Raw genomic sequence first — 24,651 nt, forward strand, 5'->3', positions numbered from 1 at the left:
TGGCCGCCTCAGCCGTGTCCTGGGCGAAGATGGTCTTGAGCATCGCCACCACGGCTGGACGCTGCTTGGGGGCCAGATGCGCCATGGCGTTGCGCATCCAATGAACCCGACAGCGCTGGTGCGAGGCATGGAAGACCCGGGCAGCCGCCGCCCGCAGCCCCTTGTGATCGTCGGCAATCACCAGCTTCACCCCGCGCAAGCCCCGGTCGGCGAGAGAGCGCAGGAAGGCGGCCCAGAACGGTTCGGCCTCCGAGGCGCCGGTGGCAACTCCCAACACCTCGCGCCGGCCATCGCTGTTGACGCCCACGGCCAGTATCACGGCAGTGGAGACAATCCGGCCGGCCTCTCTTGTCTTCAGGTAGGTGGCGTCGATCCACAGGTAGGGCCACTCGCCGTCGATCGGCCGGGAGAGAAAGGCGTTCACCCGCTCGTCGATCTCCTCGCACAGGCGGCTGACCTGGCTCTTGGAGATGCCGGAGGCGCCCATGGCCTTGACGAGATCGTCGACGGAACGGGTGGAGATGCCGTGGACGTAAGCCTCCTGGATCACGGCCGTGAGCGCCTTCTCGGCGGTGCGGCGCGGCTCGAGGAAAGCCGGGAAGTAGGAACCCTTGCGCAGCTTGGGGATGGCAAGATCGATCCGGCCGGCGCGGGTGTCCCAGGCCCGCTCGCGGTAGCCGTTGCGGTGGGTAAGGCGATCCGGGCTGCGCGTGCCGGCCGCGGCTCCGGTCAGCGCCTCCACCTCCAGGTTCATCAGGCGCTCGGCCGCAAAGGCGAGCATGTCGCGGATCAGATCGGCATCGGCCCCCTGTTCGATCAGCGCGATCAGGGCCATTCTCTCGTCGGTCATCGTCGTCTCCGGGGTCAGGGTCAGGTGTCGCTACCCGAACTCTAACCGAAGACTGGCGATGACCCTCTGTTCAGGGAGAGGCGGAGCGGGGAGCGGAATGGTTCCGAACTGTTCATAGCTGATATTCTTGCCATCTCGGATGCCATCCGTTGCTGACTGGAGGGCCGCTATGTAAGGCTCGGATTTGAGGGTGTAGGCGTAGTACCTCGGGCAGATGGATTTGGCCGCTCTAAGCACCGTATATGCTGGGCTGACGCAACCGCTGAACGCTGAGTATTCGATCCCCCCTTGGAAGCTGCGCAAACTGATCACGAAATCATTCTTCTGGACGTGCTTAAAGTTATTGAGTCCTCCAAGCGCCAGCACTACCTTTTGATCCTCGAACTCCATATAGTGCCGCTGCGGGACATCACCGTACCGCTGCGTAGCAGACAATTGCTCGTCTCCTTCGTGTGCAGGCTCTCGGATCTGCTTAAACAGCCGTCGGCCAGGAGCGACCTCCCAGCCTGCTGGCACATCCCGGAGCCAATCAACACCACTGTCCTGGTAGCTGCTATATCGAGGGAAGCTCATGCCGCCAGTTCCTCGATCATTACCTTAATCCGGCTCGTGACTTCCTTGAGGTCGGCGTCGATCTCCGCGAGCGGGCGGGGCGGCTCGAAGACGTAGAAATGCCGGTTGAACGGGATCTCGTAACCGACCTTCGTCTTCTCGTGATCAATCTAGGCGTCCTCGGCATGGGGCAACACCTCGCGGCAGAAATAGGCCTCTACGTCCTCGCTCAAGGGCACATTCTCGGTATCCCGCAGCGAGCTATCAGCCTGCGGTTTGCCCTTGTTCTTGCCGCGCTCGCCTAGGATGAGCTTTCCGCTTTCATCCCGCAGGGGACGCTCGACGGTGATGGTGCGGTAGCCGAAGGCCTCGTTCGGGAAAATCCGGGAGAGCGGCGCGAGCTTCACCTTTCCGCCTTCGGGGGCGGTTGGCGGCTTCTCCCCCTCCAACACCACCTCCTTGGCAAGCTCCCTACCCTCGGCATCCAACACCGTGGCGAGCTGCGCCTCTTGGAAGCCGCCAAACAGCCGGGTGATGGTGGCGATGTCCTTCTCGCCCATCTCCTTGCGCTTGGAGCCCAGGCTCTTGCGCATCTTCTGCCAGAAGGTCGATCCATCGATGAGCTGCACTTTGCCCTTGCGGTGAGAGGGCTTGCGGTTCGACAGCACCCAAACGTAGGTCGCGATGCCGGTGTTGTAGAACATGTCGGTGGGGAGCGCGATGATCGCCTCCACCAGATCGTTCTCAAGCACATAACGGCGGATCTCGCTCTCGCCGGAACCGGCCCCGCCCGTGAACAGCGGCGAGCCGTTGAGCACGATTCCGAACCGACTTCCGCCATCGGCTGCCGGGCGCATCTTCGAGAGGAGATGCATCAGGAACAGGAGCGAACCGTCGGATACCCTCGGGAGTCCCGGCCCGAACCTCCCGTTGAAGCCCTTCTGCTCATGCTCCGCGCGAACCGCCTTCTCGACCTTCTTCCACTCGACGCCAAATGGCGGGTTGGACAGCATGTAGTCGAACTTCTGATGCGGGTGGCCGTCATCCGACAGGGTGTTGCCGAAGATGATGTTGCTGACATCCTGCCCCTTGATCAGCATGTCAGCCTTGCAGATGGCGTAGGACTCCGGGTTTAGCTCCTGCCCATACATGACGAGGGAGGCCTTGTCGTTGTGCTCCGTGAGGTACTCGTCAGCAGTCGAGAGCATCCCACCCGTTCCCGCCGTGGGATCGTAGATCGTCCGCACAACGCCGGGCTTCGAGAGGATCCCGTCGTCCTCCACAAAGAGAAGATTGACCATGAGGCGGATGACCTCGCGGGGCGTGAAGTGCTCACCGGCGGTCTCGTTGGAGAGTTCGGCGAACCGGCGGATGAGTTCCTCGAAGACGAGTCCCATCTGGTGGTTGTCCACCTTGTTGGGGTGCAGATCGATGCGGGTGAACTTCTCCGCGACCTGATAGAGCAGCCCCGCCTTGGCCAGCCGGTCCACCTGGACGGCGAACTCGAACCGCTCGAAGATGTCCCGCACGTCCGGCGAGAAGCCCTGGATGTAGGCGTAGAGGTTCTGGCCGATGTTGTCCTGGTCGCCCATGAGCTTGCGCATGTCGAGGGGCGAGATGTTGTAGAAGGTCTGTCCAGCTTTGCGGAGCACGAACGGCTCCGGGTTGAGCCCCTGGGCCGTCTTAGCCGCATGTTCCGTCAGGACGGCATCCTTGGTTGGCTCCAGGACGCAATCCAGCCGCCGCAGCACGGTGAAGGGAAGGATGACCTTACCGTAATCGGCCTGCTTATAGTCGCCTCGAAGGAGGTCCGCGACGGACCAAATGAAGGATGAAAGGGATTGGTGGTTCAAGGTTGAGCGCCCCATAAGCTTTCTGGGGACTTAACCTTATTGCGTGGCGATTTGGCAATCGCTCGGACCAACAGCTTTTAGTCGAGAACCGCGGAAAGCTGCAGAGCACCAAGAGGGAGCAATCTCACCGCACGCTTTCACATCGGGCTACTACGCCTCCCCTGCATACCAGTGCCCTGGCACCTGTTATATCGCAACTCATCGTAGGATCAGTCTAAGACGCGTCAGATCCATTACGTGGCTGCAGCCCAGCACGTCGCTTGATGAGCGAAGAAGGAGGATAAAGACGAGTGGCTGCTTACCATATGTTTACTAAGGGCATCTTCTGGTAAGCATCCCTCGAACCTGCGAGGGCTAAGTGCTTGATTTTTATGGTACAGCCGCCCCGGCTCGAACGGGGGACCCCCAGATCCACAATCTGGTGCTCTAACCAACTGAGCTACGGCTGCACGTGAGGCAGGGTGTAATCGCCCGGGCGGGCAATTTCAAGTCCTGTTCGAAACCTCGAAGCCGGAAATGAGAACGGCGGGCCTGAGCGCCCGCCGCTTTGAATGCTCAAGCTTTAGATAGCTTATTCGGCCGTGGCGCCAGCGGCCTTGAGAACCGGGGTCCAGCGGGCGACCTCGCTCTCGACGAGCTTCTGCAGGGCTTCCGGGGTCCGCTCGGTTGCACTGGGGATCACGCCGCCAAGTTCCAGGAGGCGCTTCTTGGTATTCTCGTCCTCAAGGGACTTGATGAGCGCGTCGCTCAGCTTCTTGACCACGTCCGGCGGAGTGCCCTTCGGCGCGAACGCTGCATTCCAGGCGCTGACCTCATAACCCTCAAGACCGGCCTCCTTGGTGGTCGGCACATTCGGCAGAACCGGGGAGCGCTCAGGGGTCGCGATGGCGAAGGCCTTGATATTGTTGCCTTGGATCTGCGGAGCCACGTTGACGATCTGGTCGGTCATGAAGTCGACCGTATTGCCCATCAGGTCGTTCAGGGCCGGACCCGTGCCGCGATAGGCGACCATGGTCGGCTTCACCTTGACTACGGAGTTGAAGAAGATGCCCGTCGAGTGGGAGACGGAACCCACGCCTGCATGGGCCATGTTCACCTTGTCGGCATTGGCCTTCAGATATTCGAGGAACCCCTTCAGGTCGTTGGCCGGGAAGTCCTTTCTGGCCACGATCACGATCGGCGTGCCGGCCGCAAGGCCGATGGGCGCGAAGTCCTTGGTCGGATCGTATTTCAAGTTCGGGTACAGGGCCGGCGCGGCGCCGTGGGTGCCCATGTGGCCCATCATGATGGTGTAGCCATCGGGTTGGGATTGCGCAGCGCGGGTGATGCCCGTGGTGCCGCCGGCGCCTGCCACGTTCTCGATAACGATCTGCTGGCCCAGGGTGCGGCTCATATGGTCGGTGACGATACGGGCGATCACATCCGTCGGGCCACCGGCCGCGAAGGGCACGATCATGGTGATTGGACGAGTGGGGTAATTTTGAGCGTGAGCGCCCGTTGCGGCCAAGCCGGCGACAGCGGCAAGAGCCAGTACAGTTTTCTTCATCAGATTTCCTCCCTGGAAATGGTTATGACCTTACATGTGGGCAAGGCGAGGTTGAAGGCAAGCTACTCGGTGAACACCTCGTCCCTTCCTTTGCGGATGGAAGGCAGGAGCGCGATCACAAGCAGGATAGCCGCGACGGCGAGCAGGCCCGCACTGATCGGACGATCGATGAACGTCATCATGTCGCCGCGCGAGATGATCAGGGCGCGCCTGAGGTTTTCCTCCATCAGCTTGCCGAGCACGAAGCCGAGCAGCATCGGGGCCGGCTCGAAGCCGAACTTGATCAGCATGTAGCCCACAAAGCCGAACAGCCCGATGAACATGACATCGGTGGGCAGCGAGTTGATCGAGTAGATGCCGATGCAGCAGAACATCAGGATCGCCGGGAACAACAGCCGGTACGGCACCTTGAGCAGGCGCACCCAGAGCCCGACCATGGGCAGGTTGATGATCAGAAGCATCAAGTTGCCCACCCACATGGAGGCGATCATGCCCCAGAACAGGGTCGGGTTCTTGGTCATCACCTGCGGGCCCGGGATGATGCCGTGGATGGTCATGGCACCGACCATCAGGGCCATCACGGCGTTCGGCGGAATGCCCAGCGTCAGCAGCGGAATGAACGAGGTCTGCGCACCCGCATTGTTGGCGGACTCAGGTCCCGCCACGCCCTCGATGGCGCCGCGGCCGAAGCGGCGCGGGTCCTTGGCGAGCTTCTTCTCGAGCGTATAGGACGCGAACGGCCCGAGCACCGCGCCGTTGCCCGGCAGGATGCCCAGGATCGCTCCGATCAGGGTGCCGCGCAGCACGGGCTTGTAGGACTGCTTGAAATCGTCCTTGTTAGGCAACAGGCGGCCGATGGCCTGGCGCACCACGTCCCGATGCTCGGTGTGGTCGAGATTGCGCATGATCTCGGCGATGCCGAAGATGCCCATGGCGAGCACTGCAAAGTCGATGCCGTCGGCCAGGAACGGCAGGCCGAAGGTCATGCGTTCCTCTCCGGTCTCCAGATCCGTGCCGACGGTGGAGAGCAGCACGCCGACCAGGATCATAGCGATAGCCTTCAGGATCGAGCCCCGCGCCAGCACCACCGCGAAGACCAGGCCCATGACCATGAGCGAGAAGTATTCGGTCGGGCCGAAGATCAGGGCGAGTCCGGTGAGCGGGGCGCCTAGCGCCGCAATCACCAGGGTCGCCACCGTGCCGGCGAAGAAGGAGCCGATGGCCGCGATGCCGAGCGCCACGCCGGCGCGGCCCTGGCGGGCCATCTGGTGGCCGTCGAGAGCGGTCACCACGGAGGTCGCCTCGCCGGGAATGTTGACCAGGATCGCCGTGGTCGAGCCGCCGTACTGGGCGCCGTAGTAGATGCCGGCCAGCATGATGAGTGCGCCGGTCGGATCGAGCCCGAAGGTGATCGGCAGCAGCATCGCGATGGTGGCGATCGGACCAACGCCGGGCAGCACCCCCACCAGAGTGCCGACGAGACAGCCCAGGAAGGCAAGGCCCAGGTTCTGGAGGGACAATGCCACCCCGAACCCGAGTGAAAGGTTGGAGAAGAAATCACCCATCAGATCCTCCCGGAGTGGTCGGCCACGTCGACCGAGGCTTGGCGACGGCCTCGCGTGGTGAGAAACACGAGAACAGCCGCCCCGGCCATGATGGCGGCCGTAGCCCGCAACACCGCCTTTTGCGACCAGTCGGCCGGGAACAGGCCCGTGAGCGCCTGCGGGAAGACCGGGATGGGCAGGTTGAGCAGATCGCCGAACAGCACCATGCAGAATGGGGTGAGGCTCAGTGCCAGGATGACGAGATCGCGCAGGCGCGCCTCGGGAGTGGCATGCCCCCCGATGATGATGGCGAGCGGGCCGGCAACAAGCAGACCGAGGCCGGGAAGGACCAGAGACCCGAAGGCATAGCCGCGGATGGTAAAGGCAAAAGCCAGGATGGCGCCGATCACGAAGACCGGGCCGCGCAGGCTCCAGCGCTCCAGAAGATCGCCCTCCTTGAGGAAGGCGGCGGCCAGCAGGGCCAAGCCCGACAGGCCGACCCCGATGGCGAGCCAGCGTGGCAGCATGGCCGGGCCCATGGCATTGAGTGTGCCCTGGTCGAGATCCCGCGTCAGCCAGAGCGCCAGGGCGGCAAGCGCGATGAGAAGAAGGCCACCCGCCAAGCTTTGCGGGGCACGCACCGGCCCGCGATGCCGTACCGGCTCAGAGCCTTCATGGAGAACAGACATGGACGACCTCCCGACGGGCGCATCGCGCGCCCAAGGTTGTTGAGACCGATATGGCCCGAGGCCGCAGCCTGGATCAAGCTTCTGTGTCTTGGGGAGAATGCTTCTCAACAAGACCTGTTCGAATGAACAGCCCCTGAGAAAACGTCTATTAAACTATAGGACAGTAGCCAGAGCCCTGCGGGAGATCACTTGATCCTCCGCCGCATCTTGTCTAGATGGAACCGTGTAGCCAGGCCGGGCCCCTCTGGTCGCTCCTAAAACAGGAGCGGCGATGTCGGACTGGATGAAAACCAGGGCGGCCTGGGTTCGTTCAAAAAGACGGTTTTGCCTGCATTGCGGCTCCCGGTCCGAGGAATTTCCGGACCGGGCCAGTGCCAGATGCGTCTTTTTGAGCGTTTCGCATGCGCTGCCCCCAAACCGACATATGAGGCACTGCATGTTTGATCTCTCGCAGTTTTTCGGACCCGAGGTCGTCGCCTTCCTGATGGTGGTCGGCATCGACCTGGCGCTCGCCGGCGACAATGCCATCGTCATCGGCTTGGCCGCCGCCGGTCTCCCCAAGGAGCAGCGCAACAAGGCGATCCTGCTCGGCGTCATCGCCGCGACCGTCCTGCGTATCTTCTTCGCGCTCATCACGACCCAGCTTCTCCAGATCGTGGGCCTTCTGCTGGCCGGCGGCATTCTCCTTCTGTGGGTCTGCTGGAAGATGTGGCGCGAGCTGCGTACCGGCCATGAGGCAGAGCAGCATGCGGCAGAAGAGGCTCTGGAGGGTCGGGACATCAATCAGGACGGCACCATTGCCGGAGGCGTCCCGCGCAAGACCTTCGCCCAGGCTGCCTGGCAGATCGTCATCGCCGACGTGTCCATGTCCCTCGACAACGTGCTCGCCGTGGCGGGTGCAGCGCGCGAGCATCCTTACATCCTCGCCTTCGGCCTCCTTCTGTCGATTGCCCTCATGGGCATTGCGGCTTCCTACATCGCTCGCCTGCTTCAGCGCTATCGCTGGATCGCGTATGTCGGCCTCGCGATCATCCTCTACGTGTCGCTCAAGATGATCTACGAGGGCTTCCTCGAGATCTATCCCCTCGTCAACGGCACCGTCGGCTAAAAGACACCAATCTCCAATTGACGGCGGGGACGCGGGAAGGCACAGAGCGTGACGCTCATGCCCCCCGCTCTCCGCCCTCATTTTTCTACGGCAGGTCTTCGACACGGCGCCCGTGCCGCCCTGCCCGCCTTTCCAGGCTTCATCATGTTTGCCGTGGCCTTCGGCACGGCAGCGGCCCAGAAGGGTCTGTCGCTCGGCGAAACCCTCGGTCTCTCCGCCTTCGTTTATGCCGGAGCGTCCCAGATGGTCGGGCTCGAAATCTGGCAGCAGGTCTGGACGCCATCGACGATCCTCACGATCGTGACCGTGACAGCCATCGTGAATGCGCGCATGATCCTTTTGGGCGCCACCCTTCAGCCCTGGCTCAAGGACGAGCCGCTCCCCCGCACGGCGCTCAATCTTTTTCTTCTCACCGAAGCCGGCTGGCTCGTCGGCACCCGTTATCACAGCGAGGGCGGCCGCGATGTCGGCGTGCTTCTGGGATGCGGAATCATCCTCTGGCTGGTCTGGCTCATCGCGACGCTGACCGGCTTCTTCGCCGGAGCCCTCGTGCCTGAGCCGCGGCGTTTCGGCCTCGACCTCGTCATGCCGATCTTCTTCGGCGTCATGCTTGTGCCCCTGTGGAAGGGTACGAGGCCCGCCCTGCCCTGGCTCATCGCTGGCCTCGTCTCGCTCGTCGTTCATGCCCTCGTGCCCGGCTATGTCTTCATCATCGCCGGCGCTTTGGCCGGGGTCGCAACCGGGATGCTGATCGAATGAACACGTTCGGTACCGTTATCGCGAGCCCATGGGGATCCGTTCTCGCCATTGCCGCCATGACCTTGGTGACGTTTCTGTGCCGCATCGCAGGGGTCGTGGTCATGAGCCGGGTGCGGCTTACGCCGCGCATCGAGCGGGGTCTGCGCGCCCTGCCCGGCTCCATCATCCTGGCAACGATCCTGCCCGTGGTGATCGACAACGGGCTGCCCGCGATCATCGCCCTGACCGCAGCCATCGTGGCGATGGCGATGACGCGGATCGACATCGTCGGTCTTCTCGTGGGCTTAGGCACCCTCTCCGTCATCAGGGCCCTTGGGTGAGCCCTGCCTGAGCCGCAGGCGGATGCGGTACATCAGTCCATCGCGGATATTGCGATAGGCATCGAGGACCTGCTCGCGCGAGCCCTGCGTGATCGTCGGGTCAGGCGTCGGCCAGTATTCCACCTCGGCCGCAATGGTGCGCGTGAGTTCCAGCGCTGCGTGATGCGCCTCCGGCGACAGGGAGATGATGAGGTCGAAGTTGAGACCCTCCCACTCCTCCAACTCCTGGAGCGTGCGCGGCTTGTGCTTGGATGCATCGATGCCGATCTCGGCCAGGATCGATGCCATGAATCCATCCGTATCGCTTTTGCGAACGCCGGCGGATTGCACATAGATCGACTTGCCGAAGTAATGGCGCGCGATGGCTTCCGCCATGGGGGAGCGCACCGCATTCATGGCACAGACGAACAGAACCGAGTGGATCCGTTTCGAGCGGGGCTCGTCCAAGCGTCAGCCCTTCCAGTGCAGCGCGAAGATCAATGTGAAGATGCGGCGCGCCGTATCGAAATCGAGGATCAGCTTGCCATCGAGGCGCTTCATCAGGAGTTCGGCCGCTTCGTTGTGCAGTCCGCGCCGTCCCATATCGATGGCCTCGATTTGAGCCGGTGAGGCCGAGCGGATGGCTTGGTAGTAGCTGTCGCAGATCAGCTCGTAATCGCGGATGGCTTTGCGGAACGGCGTCAGCGACAGGTGATGAGAGACGAGATGAGCGCCATCCTGCGCCGTGACCTCGAAGCAGAGTTTTTTCTCGATGAGCGAGATGCGTAAGCCGTAAGGCCCGCCATCGTAGTTCGGCAGGGCGAATGTGTTTTCCTCGAGAATGTCATAGATGGCGATGGCCCGCTCATGCTCCTGATCGGGATTGCCGCGGCCGATGGAGGCCTCGTCGAGCGTGACGGTGACCAGCCGGGTCCGCTCCTTCGCTTCGCTCGCCATCCCCCCTCCGCCTGCCGTCTAGAGATTCAGGCGGATCGCGACAGACCGCGCATGCCCCTCCAGCCCCTCCGACCGCCCGAGCGTAATCGCTGCAGGACCTAGCGCACGCAAAGCGTCCGCGTCGCATTTCAGGATCGAGGTTCGCTTCATGAAGTCAAGCACGCCCAGGCCCGACGAGAAGCGGGCCGATCGGGCTGTGGGCAGCACGTGGTTCGGACCGCCCACATAATCGCCGATGGCTTCCGGCGTGTGGCTGCCGAGGAAGATCGAGCCGGCATTTCGCACCTTGGAGGCAAGCTCCTCCGCGTTCTCCGTCTCGATCTCCAGGTGTTCGGGAGCAAGCCGGTCCACAAGGGGAATGGCGTTCTCCAGACGATCGATCAGGATGATGGCGCCGTAATCGCGCCAGCTCGCGCCAGCAATCTCTGCCTTGGGCAGTGTCTGGAGCTGACGCTCCACGGCCTTCTCCACCGCATCGGCGAGGGCGGGGCTATCCGTGACGAGGATCGACTGCGCGGCCGGGTCATGCTCGGCTTGGGCCAGAAGGTCGGCGGCAATCCAATCAGGATTGCCGTGGGCGTCCGCGAGGATCAGCACCTCGGAGGGACCGGCAATCATATCGATACCGACTTGTCCGAAGACACGGCGCTTGGCCGCCGCCACATAGGCATTACCGGGGCCGACGATCTTGGCGACCGGCCGCACGGATTGCGTGCCATAGGCGAGCGCCGCTACCGCCTGCGCGCCGCCGATGCGGAAGACTTCGTTGACCCCGGCAAGGCGCGCAGCCGCCAGGACGAGCGGGTTCGTATCACCCTTGGGGGTCGGAACCACCATGGCGATGCGCGGAACGCCCGCGACCTTCGCCGGCACTGCATTCATCAGAACAGAGGACGGATAGCTCGCCCGGCCGCCGGGCACATAGAGGCCGACGGATTCGAGCGCGGTCCAGCGCCAGCCCAGCGTGACTCCGAGCGAGTCGGTGGTCATGGAATCCTGCGGTCGCTGCGCCCGGTGGTAGGTCTCGATGCGCTCCTTTGCCAGCGCGAGAGCTTCCAGCGCCTCCTTCGGGCACTGGGCCTCGGCGGCATCGATCTCGGCATCCGAAATGCGCAGGGTCTCAGGCTGGAGCGCCACCCCATCGAAGCGATAGGTGAAATCGATCAGGGCTTCGTCGCCTCGCACCACCACGTCCTCGATGATGGCACGGACGGCCTGGTCCACATCCTCCGACACCTCCCGCTTGGCCGAGAGGAGAGCAGCGAAAGCCTGCGGGAAGGACGGCTCCCGCGCATCGAGCCTTTGCGCCATTACAGGCGCTCCGCCGATTGGAACTGTTCCTCGTGCGAGGGGCGGCTTTCGGCAGCCCAGACGGGACCGGTGTCTTTCATCTGCATCTCGATGCACTCCAGGTCCACCTGGATGGCGCCACCTTCGGCAAAGATCAAGGTGGCAGTGCCGGATGGGGCGCTGGTCTCCTCGAAGGCAATGGCGAGAAGGTTAAGAACCGCATCCTTGTTGGTCTGGTCGATGCCGCGGACGCGCACGCCCGTGACATTCTCGAAATGCATGCAGGTCAGCCGGCGCTGGGGGGTTGCCGCCTCCCAGTCATAACGGCGGGTCTGAATGGCGAAACGCCGTTCCCGGGGCAGATAGGCGATATCGCCCACCCTGAGCAGGGAATCCTGCAAGTGGGCGGAGATGACGGCAAGATCTTCCGGATCGAAAGCGACAAGTCTCAGGAGATCCATGGGGGCACCAACCTATTGTTGAACTTTAAGGTTTAGGTAGAGAGCCCCCTGCCCCGGCGCAACCTTTCGGCTGCGGCTTCTTCTTCATGCCTCGAAAAGAAAAGGCCGGCTGAAAAAGCCGGCCCTCCTGTCCTTAGCCCCTCAGGCGCTCGATCTGAGCGCCGCAACGGGCGAGCTTGGCTTCGAGCGCTTCAAAGCCGCGATCCAGGTGATAGACCCGGTTGATGGTGGTCTCGCCTTCGGCCACCAGGCCTGCGATCACCAGGGACACGGAGGCGCGCAGATCCGTCGCCATGACCGGCGCTCCCTTGAGGCCGGCCACGCCATCCACATAGGCACTGTCCCCGTCGAGGCGGATCTGGGCACCGAGGCGCGCGAGCTCCTGCACGTGCATGAAGCGATTTTCGAAGATCGTCTCGCGGATGCGGGATGTGCCGTTCGCCCGGGTCATGAGGGCCATGAACTGTGCCTGCAGATCGGTCGGGAAGCCTGGGAAGGGATCGGTAGTCACATCGACCGGCTGGATGCCATTGCCGTTGCGCCGGATGCGAATACCACCATGGGTCGCCGACACGTCCGTCCCAGCCTGACCCAGCACATCGAGAGCAGCCTGGAGGTATTCGGGCCGGGTGTTGTCCAGAACGAGATCCCCCCCTGTCATGGCTACCGCCATGGCATAGGTGCCAGTCTCGATCCGATCGGGCATGACGTCATGGGAGGCGCCGCCGAGGCTGGACACGCCCTCGACCACGATTTCCGAGGTGCCGGCGCCCTGGATCTTGGCGCCCATCTTGATCAGGCATTCGGCCAGATCCACTACCTCCGGCTCGCGGGCAGCATTGCGGATCACGGTCGTGCCGTGGGCAAGCGTCGCCGCCATCAGGGCCACATGCGTGCCGCCGACCGTCACCTTCGGGAAATCGATCTCGGCCCCGATCAGGCCCTTGGGAGCGGTCGCTACCACGTAACCGCTTTCGATTTCAATGGCAGCGCCAAGCTTGGCGAGAGCCATGATGAGGAGGTCCACCGGCCGGGTGCCGATGGCGCAGCCGCCCGGCATGGACACCTTGGCATGACCGAACCGGGCCACCAGGGGAGCGATGACCCAGAAGCTCGCCCGCATGGTCGAAACCAGTTCGTACGGGGCCGTGGTGTCGATGATGTTCTTGGCCGTCAGGCGGATGGTCTGCCCCGTCTCGGAGGACTGGCCGGGCCGACGTCCGGCGATCGAGTGATCGACGCCGAAATTGCTCATGATCCGCAGGAGCGAGGAGATGTCGGCGAGCCGCGGCACATTGCCGAGCTCCAGGTTCTCCTCGGTCAGAAGACTGGCGATCATGAGAGGCAGGGCCGCATTCTTGGCACCTGAAATCGGAATCAAGCCGTTGAGAGGCGCGCCGCCCCGGATGCGAATGCGATCCATCGAATTCCCCTTGCAATACTTTTAACGAGCCTTGGCTATGCGCGCCTCGAGCCCTTCAGGCTAGTCTGACGGCTTGTCGCGCTCAGCCGAAACGCTCAGGCTCTCAACTTCGGTTCCGGACCTCTTCACAGCCTGCCGTCCCCGAGCTTGAGCTTTGCGACGCTTAAGATTCTCTTTCAAAGCCGCCTTCAGCCGGTCAGCTTTCTCTTGCGATTTCACGTCAGTCATGGTTCACGCGACCCATCGTCGCCTTTATCAAATAGAGACTTCGCAAGCGGCTCTCAACCGCAATATCACGGTTCAGGACTTTGACCCGGATCAATGTGATCTGGCATAATAGGTCCAGTATCCCCGGGCATTGCGTTGCCCACCCGGTGAGATGATGGAATATCAGAACTTCTTCACGTCAGCCCTCGAGCGTCTCCAGGCCGAGCGGCGCTACCGTGTCTTCGCCGATATCGAGCGGCTGGCCGGCCGTTACCCCCAGGCGATCTGGCACTCTCCGGAGGGCCCCCGTCCCATCACGGTCTGGTGCTCCAACGACTACCTCGGCATGGGCCAGAACCGGGACGTCACCCGGGCCATGGTCGAGGCCGCCTGGCGCCTCGGCACCGGAGCCGGTGGCACCCGCAACATCTCCGGCAACAGCAACCCGATCGTCGAACTGGAGGCCGAGCTCGCCGACCTGCACGGCAAGGAGGCGGCGCTGGTCTTCACCTCAGGCTACGTCTCGAACCAGACCGGCATCTCGACGCTCGCCAAGCTGATCCCGAACTGCCTGATCCTGTCGGACGCGCTCAACCACAATTCGATGATCGAGGGCGTGCGCCAGTCCGGCTGCGACAAGGCGATCTTCCGCCACAACGACCTCGATCATCTGGAGGAGCTGCTCAAGGCAGCGGGCGAACGGCCCAAGCTGATCGTGTTCGAGAGCGTCTACTCCATGGATGGCGACATCTCCCCGATCCATGCCATCTGCGATCTGGCCGAGCGCTACGGCGCCATGACCTATATCGACGAGGTTCATGCGGTGGGCATGTACGGCCCTCGCGGCGCCGGCATTGCCGAGCGCGAGGGCGCGATGCACCGGATCGACGTGATCGAGGGCACGCTGGGCAAGGCTTTCGGCGTAATGGGCGGGTATTTGACCGGCACGAAGGCCGTGATGGACGCGATCCGCAGCTTCGCCCCAGGCTTCATCTTCACCACCGCCCTGCCTCCTGCCGTTGCGGCAGCCGCCACGGCGTCCATCCGGCACCTCAAGGAATCGTCCACCGAGCGCCACCAGCAGCAGCGCCAGGTGGCCCGCACCAAGGCGGTGCTCAGCGGCGTCGGCCTGCCTGTCCTCGATACGGCCACGCATATCGTGCCCGTGATGGTGGGGGATGCGGAAGCCTGCAAGGCGGCCTCGGATCGGCTGCTGAACAAGCACGGCATCTATATCCAGCCGATCAACTACCCCACCGTGCCGCGCGGCACCGAGAGGCTGCGCATCACCCCCGGCCCCTTCCACTCGAATGCCCACATCGACGCCCTCGCCGCCGCCCTGGTGGAGGTCTGGACGGCGCTCCGGCTCCCCCTGGAGCCGAAAGTCCAGGCGGCCGAATAAAGATCATTTTCAAGCTTGCATGGAGGGCTGCCCTGTGGCAGTAAGCGGCCCTCCCCGTTGGCGCGCTGCCGTAGCTCAGTGGTAGAGCACTCCCTTGGTAAGGGAGAGGTCGAGAGTTCGATCCTCTCTGGCAGCACCAGCCAAAAGCCTTGTAAGTCAGGGTTTCAGGTTTGATACCCCTCAACAATCGAAATGCCTGAATCCGGCGACTCGCGGAAATTCGGTGGAAGGATTTCCGATCCGTTCTAAGAAACGCCCTTTCGGCAGTTCTTTCTCCCATTCCCATATCATTGCCGTAGGGAGGCGGTGGGACATGGCCGAGATCAAGAACCACCCGCCCGTGCTTTCCGTAGTCCATTACGACGCTTGGCAGCCAAACTACATGCCCTCGACTGAACACATCCTCAGTGAGGAATTGTCCTATCGAGGACGCGAGTCATCTCCAGTTCCGTAAGCACCCAGACTGGCTCGTCTGGAAAGGCTCTTGCCTGGAGTGGAAGGCTCTCAAGGCCGTCATTATGTCCCTGATGGAACTGGAAGCCGCCCTGGAGGATGAGCCAGAGCTGCCGAATTCCCTTGGAGCAGCCCTCAAGGCGGAGCCTGGCGATATTAACTTGGCTAGGATGAACGCGAACAGTTGCTGGGAAGGCCGAGGGCCTGGGTGACCGCTGTTGCTCGTCTCGTGGAAAATGGGACCGCAAGACGGCACGGAGCCATTCATATTCACGCCTGCCTGACAGGCGGTCGCACTGCACGCTTGGCGGAAGGGCCCGATCTGCGCTGCTTGTTCGATATATACCTTGTAACGATCAGTAGTGAGACTGTACCCTGCCGCGGGTCGACCATGGCGGGACTCAGGCCAGCTGGAGGCGTTCAACCCTCTCTTCACCCTTCCGAGCCGCACAGAGACAGAGCAATGGCAAGGAACGCGGGAAACGGCGGCATACGGTACGGAAGCCTTTTGCGGATAGCAGCCTGGAGCTCCGCAGCTGTCATGCTGCTACTGCCCCTTTTCGCGATGCAAGTCACCGGCGAAGTGGACTGGGATATAGCGGATTTCGCCATCCTTGCCGCCATGCTGGGCGCTGCCGGCTGCACCTACGAGTTAGCAGCCAGGAAAGCAGCCAATACCGCGTACCGGGCAGCCGTCGGGATTGCGCTCATGGCGGTCTTCATTCTGGTCTGGATGAATCTCGCCGTGGGCATCATCGGGGGTGAGGATAACCCCGCCAACGTGATGTATGGCGGAGTGCTCGCCGTCGGAATCGTCGGTGCCATCATTGTGCGTTTCCAGCCTCAAGGAATGGCACGCGCCCTGGTCGCGACGGCGCTCGCCCAGGCGTTGGTCGCTTTGATCGCTCTGATCGCCGGATTAGGATCGACTGAGGCGAACTGGCCAGATGTTGTCATAACCGTAACCGGATTCTTCACCGCGCTGTGGCTCGCATCGGCTTGGTTGTTTCGGAAAGCGGCGCGAGAGCAGACTACCTTGAGCTAGGCACCCTAGGTTCGGCTCGCGGCACCACTGCCATCTTCGAGCTTACGACTGGGACTTTGCACCAGTTCTTTGGTCTCTGTCACATGCCCCAGCACTGCACAACGAAGGAGCGTCGCAATATCTTGACGAGCGACGCTCCGAGTTAGCTTACCAGCAGTCCAGCGGGTCGTTAGGACCGGAAGGGAGCTCACCATATCCGGGAACGTTGACAGGGCCGCCGTTCGGACCGGGGGGAGTTCCACAAAAAAGAGGATCCCCGCCGAGGTCGCTGCTCGGAACGAGCCAAGATGTGGGACCTTCGTACAGAAGGGACATCGGAGTCACGCCGGATAGTATGTCCCCGTCGCTGCTGAAGTCGTAGGTGGGATGGAGGTTGCTCATGAAACGTCCTTTTGGAAATGGGCTGCTTATTTCCGCCGAAGATGCTCTCTGCCGGCGAAAGATGACGTTGCCCTATTACGGACGGACTAAGCTGTGAGATGCTTCACAAGCGGTTGATTTCACATGATGACCTACCCCGCGACACCACCGTCATTTCAGTTCGGAGACAGCACCAGCATCAAGGCGACTTCCTCTACTGCAGCATAGGCATCAAGGATTGCTTCCAGCTTCGCCTTGAAAGGCGCTTCTGGTGCACTCTGCAATGCCTCGCATGTGGTTATATGTTCAGGAGAACGCGCCGCACCGAGTGCGTGAAATTTTTCCACTGTGATCGGCCGATCTGAACCGAATAGCAGCAGCGACAGGATTCTTAGCCCTCTCCGCTATGAGCATGCCAAGCAACAGTTCTTCAGTTTCGGAACCACCTTCTTATCGAGTTCACATTTGAGACGGGGACTTGGCACCAGGGACCGCTCGTGAGTGGTGCCCTGAAGCTTCCTACTCAGGGCGCCGGAGAGAGGATCCTCTCAGGCGGCTGCAAGGATCTCGTCGGCCGGTCCGAAGAACTCGTAGTGGATGCGGTTCGAACGAACGCCCGCCAAGGCCGTAATCGCCAGCCCATGCTCCTGGAGCGCGGGAACCGTGGCCTTCACGAGATGAATGGTGGTGTCGCTGAGCGAGGTGGACATAGGATCATCCTTGACACGTCGTGGGCGGACGGGATGATCGCAGAAGCACAAGGCATCGCAATGGCGCAATCCATATGGTCGTCCCGTCCCGGAGGATGACTGACAGGTACGCCGTGACGAAGTCACCAGGAACTCAGATCATGTCCCTAAGGGGTTTCCCTGAGCACGATGAGCCACAGCGAATCGGGAGAGTGTCCATCGTGCCTTCTGTGGAGAAAGCCCCCTGAGACTCTGCATCGTGTCAAACCTTCACATTTCGACCGCTCAGCAAAGGTCCGTGTTAGGCACCTCGGCGCTCCAAGCTTGGGGGCGCGCGAGTGTCATTCTCGGCTCTTGAGGCAATTTCTATCCTTCCGGGGCACTCCTGATTGGCGAGGATCCAGGGCCGAGCCTCAGGCGTTGAAGCTGTGCCATTCCACGCGAGGGAGGCCCCCATGATTCACTTCGTGTTCGCTGTCGGGCTGGTTGCGTGCAGCGTGGCGTTCACGGGCCCCGCCGAGGCGCAGACCGTCGCCTCTCGTGGTGGCGAGCCTGCAACCTTCTTCGAGCGCCTGTTTGGCGGGCCGAGTTCCCCGACTGCCCGGCGGCTGGTCATCTGGCCCGGGAGCCATCGGCCAGGCACGATCGTCATCTCCACCAGTCAACGCAGGCTCTATTTCGTGCTCGGCAACGGGCGGGCCATTCAGTACGGCATCGGTGTCGGGCGTCCGGGCTTCACCTGGACCGGGATCAAGACTGTCAGCATGAAACGGGAATGGCCATCCTGGAGCCCTCCGGTCGCGATGCGGCGGCGGCGCCCTGATCTTCCACGCTACATGGAAGGCGGCCTGGGTAATCCGCTGGGTGCCCGGGCGCTCTACCTTGGTTCCTCCATGTACCGGATTCACGGCTCCAATGAGCCGGAAACCATCGGTTATGCCGTCTCCTCCGGGTGCATTCGGATGACCAATGCCGACGTCGTTGACCTCTACAATCGAACGCGGGTCGGCACCAAGGTCATGGTGTTACGCTGACGTGTACCGGAACAGGACCTTGCTCCTGTCGTCATCTGTCACTCCATAGGCTTACGGTCCATGACGGGCATGGGCTGGCCGGCTGACGTTCAACACTCCGCCAGCAGGATATACAGATCGGCCCTGGAGCGTCCGCAGAGATAACGAGCGCCAGCACCACGGCGGAGTGCGAGGAGTGGCGTGGGCTGCATTATGCAGCCGTAATGCCGGCCAAAAACCATCTGCATCTCATCTTGCCGCAGCGGTTCTCTACGTACCGGCAAACAGCGACCGGGATCGTCATGCTTATGCGGCCGCCCGGTCAGACAGAGCCACATTTTCAATTGCCTGCTTCATGGCTTCATGAATATCATCCTCGAAATAAAATAAGCTTTTCGGTGCTTAATCCCGGCCGTCTCCGAAGTGGGTCCGTCGGTAAGGCATCAAGAGTACAGCACCGTCGTCGGCTGACGGTCGGGAGGGAAAGATGCGGGTACAGGATAACATCCTGCTGACGTCCGCAACGGCTTGGAACATTGAGCATCCAAGCGCCTTCCCGCGCCTGCGCAAATACAACTCCAATGTGGCGAATCTTGTCGGATCCATCGCATACGCAGCATCCCGCAGGCCCGTTCTCGGCCGCCGCAGGAGGTGGAGGCAGCCCGAGCATGCAACAGTTTCGAACCAAGTAGAGCGCCATTCATGACGCCGCTTGTCACGATCAGGGATCTCGACAAATCGTTCCCAGGCGTGAAGGCTTTGAAGAACGCTCGCTTCGAGCTCCTCTCGGGAGAGGTTCATGCTCTGATGGGCGAGAACGGTGCCGGCAAATCCACCTTGATGAAAATTCTCGCTGGAATCTATCGCAAGGATGCCGGCGAGATCTGCATTGAAGGCGTGCCTGTCGATATTCCGTCTCCACGAGCCGCGCAGGATCTGGGGATCAGTATCATCCATCAGGAACTGAACCTGATGAACGACCTCACGGCCGCGCAGAACATCTACATCGGTCGCGAGCCTAAGCGAGCGATGGGATTCCTGCTCGATGAAGAGGCTCTGAACCGGGCTGCCGCCGAAATCTTCGAACGCATGCATTTAAAGCTCGATCCACGGGCCGAAGTCGGCCAACTCACCGTCGCCAAACAACAGATGGTCGAGATCGCCAAGGCACTCTCCTTCAGGTCGAGGGTCTTGATTATGGACGAGCCCACCGCTGCCCTGAACAATGCCGAAATCGGTGAGCTGTTCAGCATCATCCGGAAGCTCAAGGCTGAGGGCGTCGGCATCGTCTATATTTCGCACAAGATGGATGAGCTGAAGGAAATCTCCGACCGCGTCACCATCATGCGCGATGGGGAATATGTCGGCACGGTTCCTACAGCAGCCACGGCTGTCGACACGATCATCTCGATGATGGTCGGCAGAAGCCTTACTGAGACGAAGACTGAGGTTCCGGACCTGTCGAGCCATGACGTCGTACTCGAGGTCCGAAATCTTCGCCGCAGCAATGTCATACTCGACGTGAGCTTCAAGCTGCGGAAAGGCGAGATCCTTGGTTTTGCCGGTTTGATGGGAGCGGGTCGGACGGAGGTTGCGCGCGCCATCTTCGGTGCGGATCCCCTTGACGACGGCGAAATCATCGTCAGGGGCAAGCCTGTGACGATCCGCTCGCCGCAGGAAGCAGTCCGTCTTGGCATCGGCTATCTATCCGAAGACCGGAAGCGTTTCGGACTGGCGACCGGCATGGACGTAGCGGCCAATATCGTCATGCCGTGCCTGAGCCGGTTCCTTTCCATGAACATGTTCCTCAAGACGCGTGCGATCCGGGAGACGGCGCGCTCCTACATCCGTCAGCTGCGGATCAAGACGCCCTCGGATGCTCAGGAGGTGCGGTTTCTATCAGGTGGAAACCAGCAGAAGATCGTCATTGCGAAATGGCTCGCCCGCGACTGTGAGATCCTGTTCTTCGACGAGCCGACACGCGGCATCGATGTCGGTGCGAAGAACGAGATCTATAAGCTCCTGAACACTCTCGCCGCCCAGGGACGGGCCATCGTGATGATTTCATCCGAATTGCCTGAGATCCTGCGCATGAGCCATCGGATCGCCGTGATGTGCGAAGGCCGGCTGACCGGAGATCTGCCTGCCGAGGGAACCTCCCAGGAAGACATCATGCGCCTTGCGACGCAGCGCCATAGCCTCACAACCGATACCTCGAACGGGGCACCCGGGGGATCAACCACATGACGACAATCGTAGAAAAGGAAACTCCAACCGTCATCAAATCCACCGTGTTCAGCCAAGGGGCATGGCAGAGGATCCTTGCCTTCGCCAGCCTGATCGCCCTGATGGCCGTTTTCACCATCGCGTCCGATAACTTCCTCCAGCCCGACAATCTTATCGGTATTCTGCAAGCAACAGCCGTGAATGGTGTTCTTGCGGTGGCCGCGACATTCGTCATCATTACTGGCGGCATCGATCTGTCGGTCGGCACGTTGATGACATTCTGTGCCGTCATCGCCGGCGTGTTCCTGACCTACTGGGGCCTACCCATGCCTGTAGGCATCTTGGCGGCCATTGCCGCGGGTGCCATCTGCGGCTCGGTTTCCGGAACTCTCATCGCTAAGATGAAGATCCCGCCATTTATTGCGACCTTGGGCATGATGATGCTGCTGAAGGGTCTTGCTCTCGTAATCTCGGGGACCCGTCCGATCTACTTCAATGATACACCGAACTTCCCGATGATCTCGCAGGAGTCGCTGCTCGGAGCAATCCTGCCGTTCCTGCCGATCCCCAACGGCGTCCTAATCCTCTTCGTGGTCGCGGTTGCCTCCAGCCTTGTTCTCACGCGCACCGCTTTGGGCCGGTACACCTTTGCCCTCGGCTCCAATGAAGAGGCGGTGCGCCTCTCCGGCGTGAATACCGATTTCTGGAAGATCATCGTCTACACGGTTTCGGGTGGGATCTGCGGCATTGCTGGTCTCATTATCGCCTCGCGGCTCAACTCCGCCCAGCCGGCGCTCGGCCAAGGCTATGAACTCGATGCCATCGCGGCCGTGGTCATCGGCGGCACTTCCTTGAGCGGCGGGCGTGGCACCATTCTCGGAACGATCATTGGGGCATTGATCATCAGCGTGCTCACGAATGGCCTGCGTATCCTCTCGGTGGCTCAGGAATGGCAGACGGTCGTAACCGGGGTGATCATCATCCTCGCCGTCTATGCCGATATCCTGCGCCGCAAGGGCTGAGGATCTTCCCTTACGTCTCACGAGCGAAAGGAACACGCGACACGATCCAGCAATTCAACCGCCTCATTCAATAATATCCTTGAACCACCAACGACCAGGAGGAAACGATGTGGAGCAGACGCACTCTGATTGGCGCCATCAGTATTGGCACGCTCATCGGCTTCGCAGTCCCTGCGGCCGCCCAGGAGACCTATATCCCACTCATCTCGAAAGGCTTTCAGCACCAGTTCTGGCAGGCAGTCAAAACCGGGGCTGAACAGGCCGCCAAGGATTATAACGTGCGCATCACGTTCGAAGGCCCGGACAGCGAGACCATGGTCGATAAGCAAATCGACATGCTCTCGGCGGCGCTCGCCAAAAATCCGAAGGCGATCGGCTTTGCGGCCCTCGACAGCCAGGCGGCAATCCCTCTGCTTCGCAAAGCGCAGACAGCCAAGATCCCTGTCATCGCGTTCGACTCCGGCGTCGACAGTGACATTCCGCTGTCCACGGCTGCAACCAACAATCTGGCAGCTGCCGCACTGGCTGCCGATAAGATGGCCGAACTGATCGGCGGTGAAGGCGACATCGCTCTCGTGGTGCATGACCAGACAAGCCGCACGGGCATCGACAGGCGAGACGGCTTCGTGAACCGGATCAAAGAAAAGTATCCGAAGATCAACATCGTGAGCATTCAGTACGGTTCCGGCGATCACCTGAAGTCCACGGAGATCACGAAGTCGGTTCTCCAAGCCAATCCGAAGCTCAAGGGCATCTTCGGCGCCAACGAAGGTTCGGCAATCGGTGTGGTCAATGGTGCCCGGGAGATGAACCGGAAGGTCGTCATCATCGGCTACGATTCCGGCAAGCAGCAGAAGCAGGCGATTCAGGAGGGTCTTATGGCGGGTGCCATCACCCAAAATCCGGTCGGCATTGGCTACAAGACCGTCGAGGCAGCCGTGAAGGCGCTCAAGGGCGAGAAGCTCGAGAAGATCATCGACACCGGCTTCTTCTACTATGATAAGTCAAACATGAGCGATCCGAAGATCGCAGCCGTTCTCTACGACTGAGGGTTAGCGTCGGGAGAGGGGCTCGCCCCTCTTCTCCGTCGTCATCATGGACGCGCTATAGAAGATATGGAGTGTTCCGTCAGTGACGGTCACACGTGTCCGCCTTCCGAAGATCCTTGCCCCTCGGAACGCTTGGTTGGGTCGCGATTGCCCTCGGGTTTAAGACCCTTGCCACTTCCTTCCCAACCCTGAATGTACCACGGAGTCTTCTTTCCTAAAGACCTCGGACGACTTGTTGATACGTTGATAGCCGAGCAGTCCTACTCGATTGTTTCCCGAGTTACGTGCTGGAAGGCTCCCTTGCACCTGCTGCCATAAAATTAGCATCAGCAACGGCGCAGCCAGGGATTTCGTTTGAAATTGGAGCAGCCGCTGAAGCTGCTCTCCGTAGGCCCCAAACAATCTCAATCAACGTCCCATCATTGTTGATGAAGAAGACATACTTAGTTCTGGAGGACTATAGGTACTCCAGCAGTGTAAAGGGAACCGAATCCAAGGATCTGTCCACATCTTGCCTTGGAACAGCCTTGATCTGGACGGCCCAATAGTAAGTCATCTGATTAGGTTTGCGGGGTGCACATGTACTTGGATGAGCCCTTTCCTCTCGAAGCCGTTCCATCGCGGGTGAAGCATCCGCTTTTACGTGAGTTCAAAGGCCGTTGCCCTAGCCTCCGGGAGGTTGGTCAGATCCCGGATAAGCATTGGCTGGCGACCCCGGGCATTGGTCCGGCCTCGCTGGAGGCGATCCGCAGCATCACCCATGCTGGACGAGTGCGGAGTGTCAGTCGTGCTGCCCCACCTAGCTTATCAGATGCCGTTTTGCTGAGGCGCCTCGAAGGGCTACAAGAGGAACTGCGGTGGCTGGAGGCTGAACTGAAGGCTCGTATGTCGATAAACCCAAGGAACGCATCGAGCCGTCAACGACGCAATCGTGCGACGCGAGATGACATCGATCATCTGGGTCATCACGTTAATGGGGCTGAAGCTTCACATCAGCGAAGTGGCCGAGACCACGCGGCTTGAGAGCTTACTGCTCCCAACCGATCAAGCGGCTCTTAATCGCCCAACCGCTCTTCTGCTGCGCCCCTCTCAAGGCCAGAAGAAGAATATTGATGTCTTCGTCAAGCAAATCAATGGCGTTGCGGGCATACTCCCGGAACCGCTCCTTTCGGATTGCGGGCTCGTTATCCCACAAGCATGCTGCTTGCTCGGCTTCGTGAATGGCCTGAGCCACGAGCTCGATCTTGTAGTCCATCTTCGTCTCCGATGATGCGGTCAATCTCGTTCTCATCGATAAGAGCCTTGAGGGTCTCAGCCTCGTCAGATCCCAGCCAGGAGCAGGGCTACTCCGATGAAGGAACTGAGGAATGCAACAAAGAGGAGCACTGCACACTGAAAGGATGGGCCCGTATTGCTAGGATGTGTAGAATCGGAGCCGACGCCCTGTGCAGGGTTTGTATGTCGGGTGGTGCTCATCAGATTATCCTCCATCTCAATCGACGACCTATGGCCATCAAACGAATGCAGCTGTTGGTCTATTCCTTCACAAAGTTTATAAGAATGTTTCGAGAGCCCCAGCTGCGGTTTGAGAGATGCTCCCCAATGGCAGCGGCACGGCAGATAAGGCGGCTTTGGCCCAGAGTGCCGCTCTATAGGGTTCCGATGAGCAATTGCTCCGTTCCAGCGACCAATTATTAATGCCTTAGCTCGACTTTGGCCAATCAGGCTGCTCGGCAGAGTGCGTAGACCAGGCATTGCTGAAGTGCCCGCGAGGGTTTTGGTGTTTTGTTCCGATGTTGGGACGTGAGGAAACCCGTTTCACGCCAGATATCCCGCCGCACGGCGGCTAGCGCA

General features: G+C 61.1%; 22 protein-coding genes and 2 tRNA genes. 10 read left to right on the forward strand and 14 right to left on the reverse strand.

Annotated elements, in window-relative coordinates; translation table 11 throughout:
* From KHP60_RS22875 to KHP60_RS22905, 7 genes are all read right to left on the reverse strand, one after another.
* Positions 1 to 850 (reverse strand): IS256 family transposase (locus KHP60_RS22875; RefSeq protein WP_249689056.1); only part of this gene is annotated, 850 nt, incomplete at its 3' end.
* Between the two features lie 30 nt (positions 851 to 880).
* Complete coding sequence (locus KHP60_RS22880) at positions 881 to 1,423, reverse strand: restriction endonuclease subunit S (RefSeq protein WP_213566597.1); 543 nt, start codon at positions 1,421 to 1,423, stop codon at positions 881 to 883.
* Between the two features lie 149 nt (positions 1,424 to 1,572).
* A complete protein-coding gene (locus KHP60_RS22885) occupies positions 1,573 to 3,255 on the reverse strand; it encodes a class I SAM-dependent DNA methyltransferase (RefSeq protein WP_249689057.1) in 1,683 nt (560 codons plus the stop codon).
* A gap of 372 nt (positions 3,256 to 3,627) precedes the next feature.
* Positions 3,628 to 3,704 (reverse strand) — tRNA-His (locus tag KHP60_RS22890).
* 122 nt (positions 3,705 to 3,826) lie between these two features.
* The gene (locus KHP60_RS22895) at positions 3,827 to 4,801 is read right to left on the reverse strand and encodes a tripartite tricarboxylate transporter substrate binding protein BugD (protein WP_213566598.1); all 975 of its coding nucleotides are present in this window, start codon (positions 4,799 to 4,801) and stop codon (positions 3,827 to 3,829) included.
* Between the two features lie 62 nt (positions 4,802 to 4,863).
* Positions 4,864 to 6,366 (reverse strand): tripartite tricarboxylate transporter permease, encoded by a 1,503-nt coding sequence (locus tag KHP60_RS22900; RefSeq protein WP_213566599.1) that lies wholly within the window; start codon positions 6,364 to 6,366, stop codon positions 4,864 to 4,866.
* Positions 6,366 to 7,034 (reverse strand): tripartite tricarboxylate transporter TctB family protein, encoded by a 669-nt coding sequence (locus tag KHP60_RS22905; protein WP_213566600.1) that lies wholly within the window; start codon positions 7,032 to 7,034, stop codon positions 6,366 to 6,368. The genes KHP60_RS22900 and KHP60_RS22905 overlap by 1 nt, the downstream gene beginning before the upstream one ends.
* Before the next feature lie 436 nt (positions 7,035 to 7,470).
* Between KHP60_RS22905 and KHP60_RS22910 the strand changes: the two genes are divergently transcribed.
* The 3 genes from KHP60_RS22910 to KHP60_RS22920 are packed head-to-tail and all read left to right on the forward strand — an operon-like array spanning position 7,471 to position 9,221.
* Positions 7,471 to 8,142, forward strand: coding sequence for a TerC family protein (locus KHP60_RS22910; protein ID WP_213566601.1), 672 nt, complete (start codon positions 7,471 to 7,473; stop codon positions 8,140 to 8,142).
* A gap of 57 nt (positions 8,143 to 8,199) precedes the next feature.
* Complete coding sequence (locus KHP60_RS22915) at positions 8,200 to 8,901, forward strand: AzlC family ABC transporter permease (protein ID WP_213566602.1); 702 nt, start codon at positions 8,200 to 8,202, stop codon at positions 8,899 to 8,901.
* Entirely contained in the window at positions 8,898 to 9,221 is a 324-nt protein-coding gene (locus KHP60_RS22920) for an AzlD family protein (RefSeq protein WP_213566603.1), read from the forward strand. The genes KHP60_RS22915 and KHP60_RS22920 overlap by 4 nt, the downstream gene beginning before the upstream one ends.
* Here KHP60_RS22920 and KHP60_RS22925 read toward each other — a convergent pair.
* The 5 genes from KHP60_RS22925 to murA all read right to left on the reverse strand — a co-directional run bounded on the left by KHP60_RS22925 (position 9,186) and on the right by murA (position 13,331).
* Positions 9,186 to 9,668, reverse strand: coding sequence for a low molecular weight phosphatase family protein (locus KHP60_RS22925; RefSeq protein ID WP_213566604.1), 483 nt, complete (start codon positions 9,666 to 9,668; stop codon positions 9,186 to 9,188). The two genes, KHP60_RS22920 and KHP60_RS22925, sit on opposite strands and share 36 nt — an antisense overlap.
* Positions 9,669 to 9,671: 3 nt before the next feature.
* Positions 9,672 to 10,157 carry a UPF0262 family protein gene (locus KHP60_RS22930; RefSeq protein ID WP_213566605.1) on the reverse strand — a complete coding sequence of 162 codons (486 nt, stop codon included), beginning with the start codon at positions 10,155 to 10,157 and terminating at the stop codon, positions 9,672 to 9,674.
* 18 nt (positions 10,158 to 10,175) lie between these two features.
* A complete protein-coding gene (gene hisD / locus KHP60_RS22935; protein ID WP_213566606.1) occupies positions 10,176 to 11,468 on the reverse strand; it encodes a histidinol dehydrogenase in 1,293 nt (430 codons plus the stop codon).
* Positions 11,468 to 11,908 carry a DUF2948 family protein gene (locus tag KHP60_RS22940; protein WP_213566607.1) on the reverse strand — a complete coding sequence of 147 codons (441 nt, stop codon included), beginning with the start codon at positions 11,906 to 11,908 and terminating at the stop codon, positions 11,468 to 11,470. Before KHP60_RS22940 ends, hisD begins: the two co-directional genes overlap by 1 nt.
* 133 nt (positions 11,909 to 12,041) lie before the next feature.
* The gene (gene murA, locus KHP60_RS22945; protein WP_213566608.1) at positions 12,042 to 13,331 is read right to left on the reverse strand and encodes a UDP-N-acetylglucosamine 1-carboxyvinyltransferase; all 1,290 of its coding nucleotides are present in this window, start codon (positions 13,329 to 13,331) and stop codon (positions 12,042 to 12,044) included.
* Between the two features lie 382 nt (positions 13,332 to 13,713).
* Here murA and hemA point away from each other — a divergent pair, with 382 nt between their 5' ends.
* The 3 genes from hemA to KHP60_RS22960 all read left to right on the forward strand — a co-directional run bounded on the left by hemA (position 13,714) and on the right by KHP60_RS22960 (position 16,438).
* Entirely contained in the window at positions 13,714 to 14,940 is a 1,227-nt protein-coding gene (gene hemA / locus KHP60_RS22950) for a 5-aminolevulinate synthase (protein WP_213566609.1), read from the forward strand.
* A 64-nt stretch (positions 14,941 to 15,004) separates the two neighbouring features.
* A tRNA-Thr gene (locus tag KHP60_RS22955) sits at positions 15,005 to 15,079 on the forward strand.
* A gap of 777 nt (positions 15,080 to 15,856) precedes the next feature.
* Positions 15,857 to 16,438, forward strand: coding sequence for a hypothetical protein (locus KHP60_RS22960; RefSeq protein WP_213566610.1), 582 nt, complete (start codon positions 15,857 to 15,859; stop codon positions 16,436 to 16,438).
* Between the two features lie 908 nt (positions 16,439 to 17,346).
* Here the strand turns inward: KHP60_RS22960 and KHP60_RS22965 are convergent.
* Positions 17,347 to 17,508 carry a hypothetical protein gene (locus KHP60_RS22965; RefSeq protein WP_213566616.1) on the reverse strand — a complete coding sequence of 54 codons (162 nt, stop codon included), beginning with the start codon at positions 17,506 to 17,508 and terminating at the stop codon, positions 17,347 to 17,349.
* 434 nt (positions 17,509 to 17,942) lie between these two features.
* On the opposite strand from KHP60_RS22965, the gene KHP60_RS22970 reads away from it, so the two are divergent.
* The 4 genes from KHP60_RS22970 (at position 17,943) to KHP60_RS22985 (ending at position 22,797) form a co-directional block, all read left to right on the forward strand.
* On the forward strand, positions 17,943 to 18,521 hold the full coding sequence (locus KHP60_RS22970; RefSeq protein ID WP_213566611.1) for a L,D-transpeptidase: 579 nt from the start codon (positions 17,943 to 17,945) through the stop codon (positions 18,519 to 18,521).
* A 681-nt stretch (positions 18,522 to 19,202) separates the two neighbouring features.
* Positions 19,203 to 20,747 (forward strand): sugar ABC transporter ATP-binding protein, encoded by a 1,545-nt coding sequence (locus KHP60_RS22975; RefSeq protein WP_213566612.1) that lies wholly within the window; start codon positions 19,203 to 19,205, stop codon positions 20,745 to 20,747.
* Positions 20,744 to 21,748, forward strand: coding sequence for an ABC transporter permease (locus tag KHP60_RS22980; protein ID WP_213566613.1), 1,005 nt, complete (start codon positions 20,744 to 20,746; stop codon positions 21,746 to 21,748). Before KHP60_RS22975 ends, KHP60_RS22980 begins: the two co-directional genes overlap by 4 nt.
* A 107-nt stretch (positions 21,749 to 21,855) precedes the next feature.
* A complete protein-coding gene (locus tag KHP60_RS22985) occupies positions 21,856 to 22,797 on the forward strand; it encodes an ABC transporter substrate-binding protein (RefSeq protein ID WP_213566614.1) in 942 nt (313 codons plus the stop codon).
* Between the two features lie 1,027 nt (positions 22,798 to 23,824).
* Here KHP60_RS22985 and KHP60_RS22990 read toward each other — a convergent pair.
* Entirely contained in the window at positions 23,825 to 24,052 is a 228-nt protein-coding gene (locus KHP60_RS22990) for a hypothetical protein (protein ID WP_213566615.1), read from the reverse strand.
* Positions 24,053 to 24,651 lie beyond the last annotated feature (599 nt).

The organism is Microvirga sp. 3-52 (genome assembly GCF_018383585.1).
GTDB lineage: Bacteria > Pseudomonadota > Alphaproteobacteria > Rhizobiales > Beijerinckiaceae > Microvirga.

Excerpts from the sequence above, each read along its gene's own strand:
- KHP60_RS22880 (WP_213566597.1), bottom strand. The coding sequence starts at position 1,423 with ATGAGCTTCCCTCGATATAGCAGCTACCAGGACAGTGGTGTTGATTGG.
- KHP60_RS22895 (WP_213566598.1), bottom strand. The coding sequence starts at position 4,801 with ATGAAGAAAACTGTACTGGCTCTTGCCGCTGTCGCCGGCTTGGCCGCA.
- KHP60_RS22900 (WP_213566599.1), bottom strand. The coding sequence starts at position 6,366 with ATGGGTGATTTCTTCTCCAACCTTTCACTCGGGTTCGGGGTGGCATTG.
- KHP60_RS22905 (WP_213566600.1), bottom strand. The coding sequence starts at position 7,034 with ATGTCTGTTCTCCATGAAGGCTCTGAGCCGGTACGGCATCGCGGGCCG.
- KHP60_RS22910 (WP_213566601.1), top strand. The coding sequence starts at position 7,471 with ATGTTTGATCTCTCGCAGTTTTTCGGACCCGAGGTCGTCGCCTTCCTG.
- KHP60_RS22915 (WP_213566602.1), top strand. The coding sequence starts at position 8,200 with ATGCCCCCCGCTCTCCGCCCTCATTTTTCTACGGCAGGTCTTCGACAC.
- KHP60_RS22920 (WP_213566603.1), top strand. The coding sequence starts at position 8,898 with ATGAACACGTTCGGTACCGTTATCGCGAGCCCATGGGGATCCGTTCTC.
- KHP60_RS22930 (WP_213566605.1), bottom strand. The coding sequence starts at position 10,157 with ATGGCGAGCGAAGCGAAGGAGCGGACCCGGCTGGTCACCGTCACGCTC.
- hisD (WP_213566606.1), bottom strand. The coding sequence starts at position 11,468 with ATGGCGCAAAGGCTCGATGCGCGGGAGCCGTCCTTCCCGCAGGCTTTC.
- KHP60_RS22940 (WP_213566607.1), bottom strand. The coding sequence starts at position 11,908 with ATGGATCTCCTGAGACTTGTCGCTTTCGATCCGGAAGATCTTGCCGTC.
- murA (WP_213566608.1), bottom strand. The coding sequence starts at position 13,331 with ATGGATCGCATTCGCATCCGGGGCGGCGCGCCTCTCAACGGCTTGATT.
- hemA (WP_213566609.1), top strand. The coding sequence starts at position 13,714 with ATGGAATATCAGAACTTCTTCACGTCAGCCCTCGAGCGTCTCCAGGCC.
- KHP60_RS22960 (WP_213566610.1), top strand. The coding sequence starts at position 15,857 with ATGGCAAGGAACGCGGGAAACGGCGGCATACGGTACGGAAGCCTTTTG.
- KHP60_RS22965 (WP_213566616.1), bottom strand. The coding sequence starts at position 17,508 with ATGTCCACCTCGCTCAGCGACACCACCATTCATCTCGTGAAGGCCACG.
- KHP60_RS22970 (WP_213566611.1), top strand. The coding sequence starts at position 17,943 with ATGATTCACTTCGTGTTCGCTGTCGGGCTGGTTGCGTGCAGCGTGGCG.
- KHP60_RS22975 (WP_213566612.1), top strand. The coding sequence starts at position 19,203 with ATGACGCCGCTTGTCACGATCAGGGATCTCGACAAATCGTTCCCAGGC.
- KHP60_RS22980 (WP_213566613.1), top strand. The coding sequence starts at position 20,744 with ATGACGACAATCGTAGAAAAGGAAACTCCAACCGTCATCAAATCCACC.
- KHP60_RS22985 (WP_213566614.1), top strand. The coding sequence starts at position 21,856 with ATGTGGAGCAGACGCACTCTGATTGGCGCCATCAGTATTGGCACGCTC.
- KHP60_RS22990 (WP_213566615.1), bottom strand. The coding sequence starts at position 24,052 with ATGGACTACAAGATCGAGCTCGTGGCTCAGGCCATTCACGAAGCCGAG.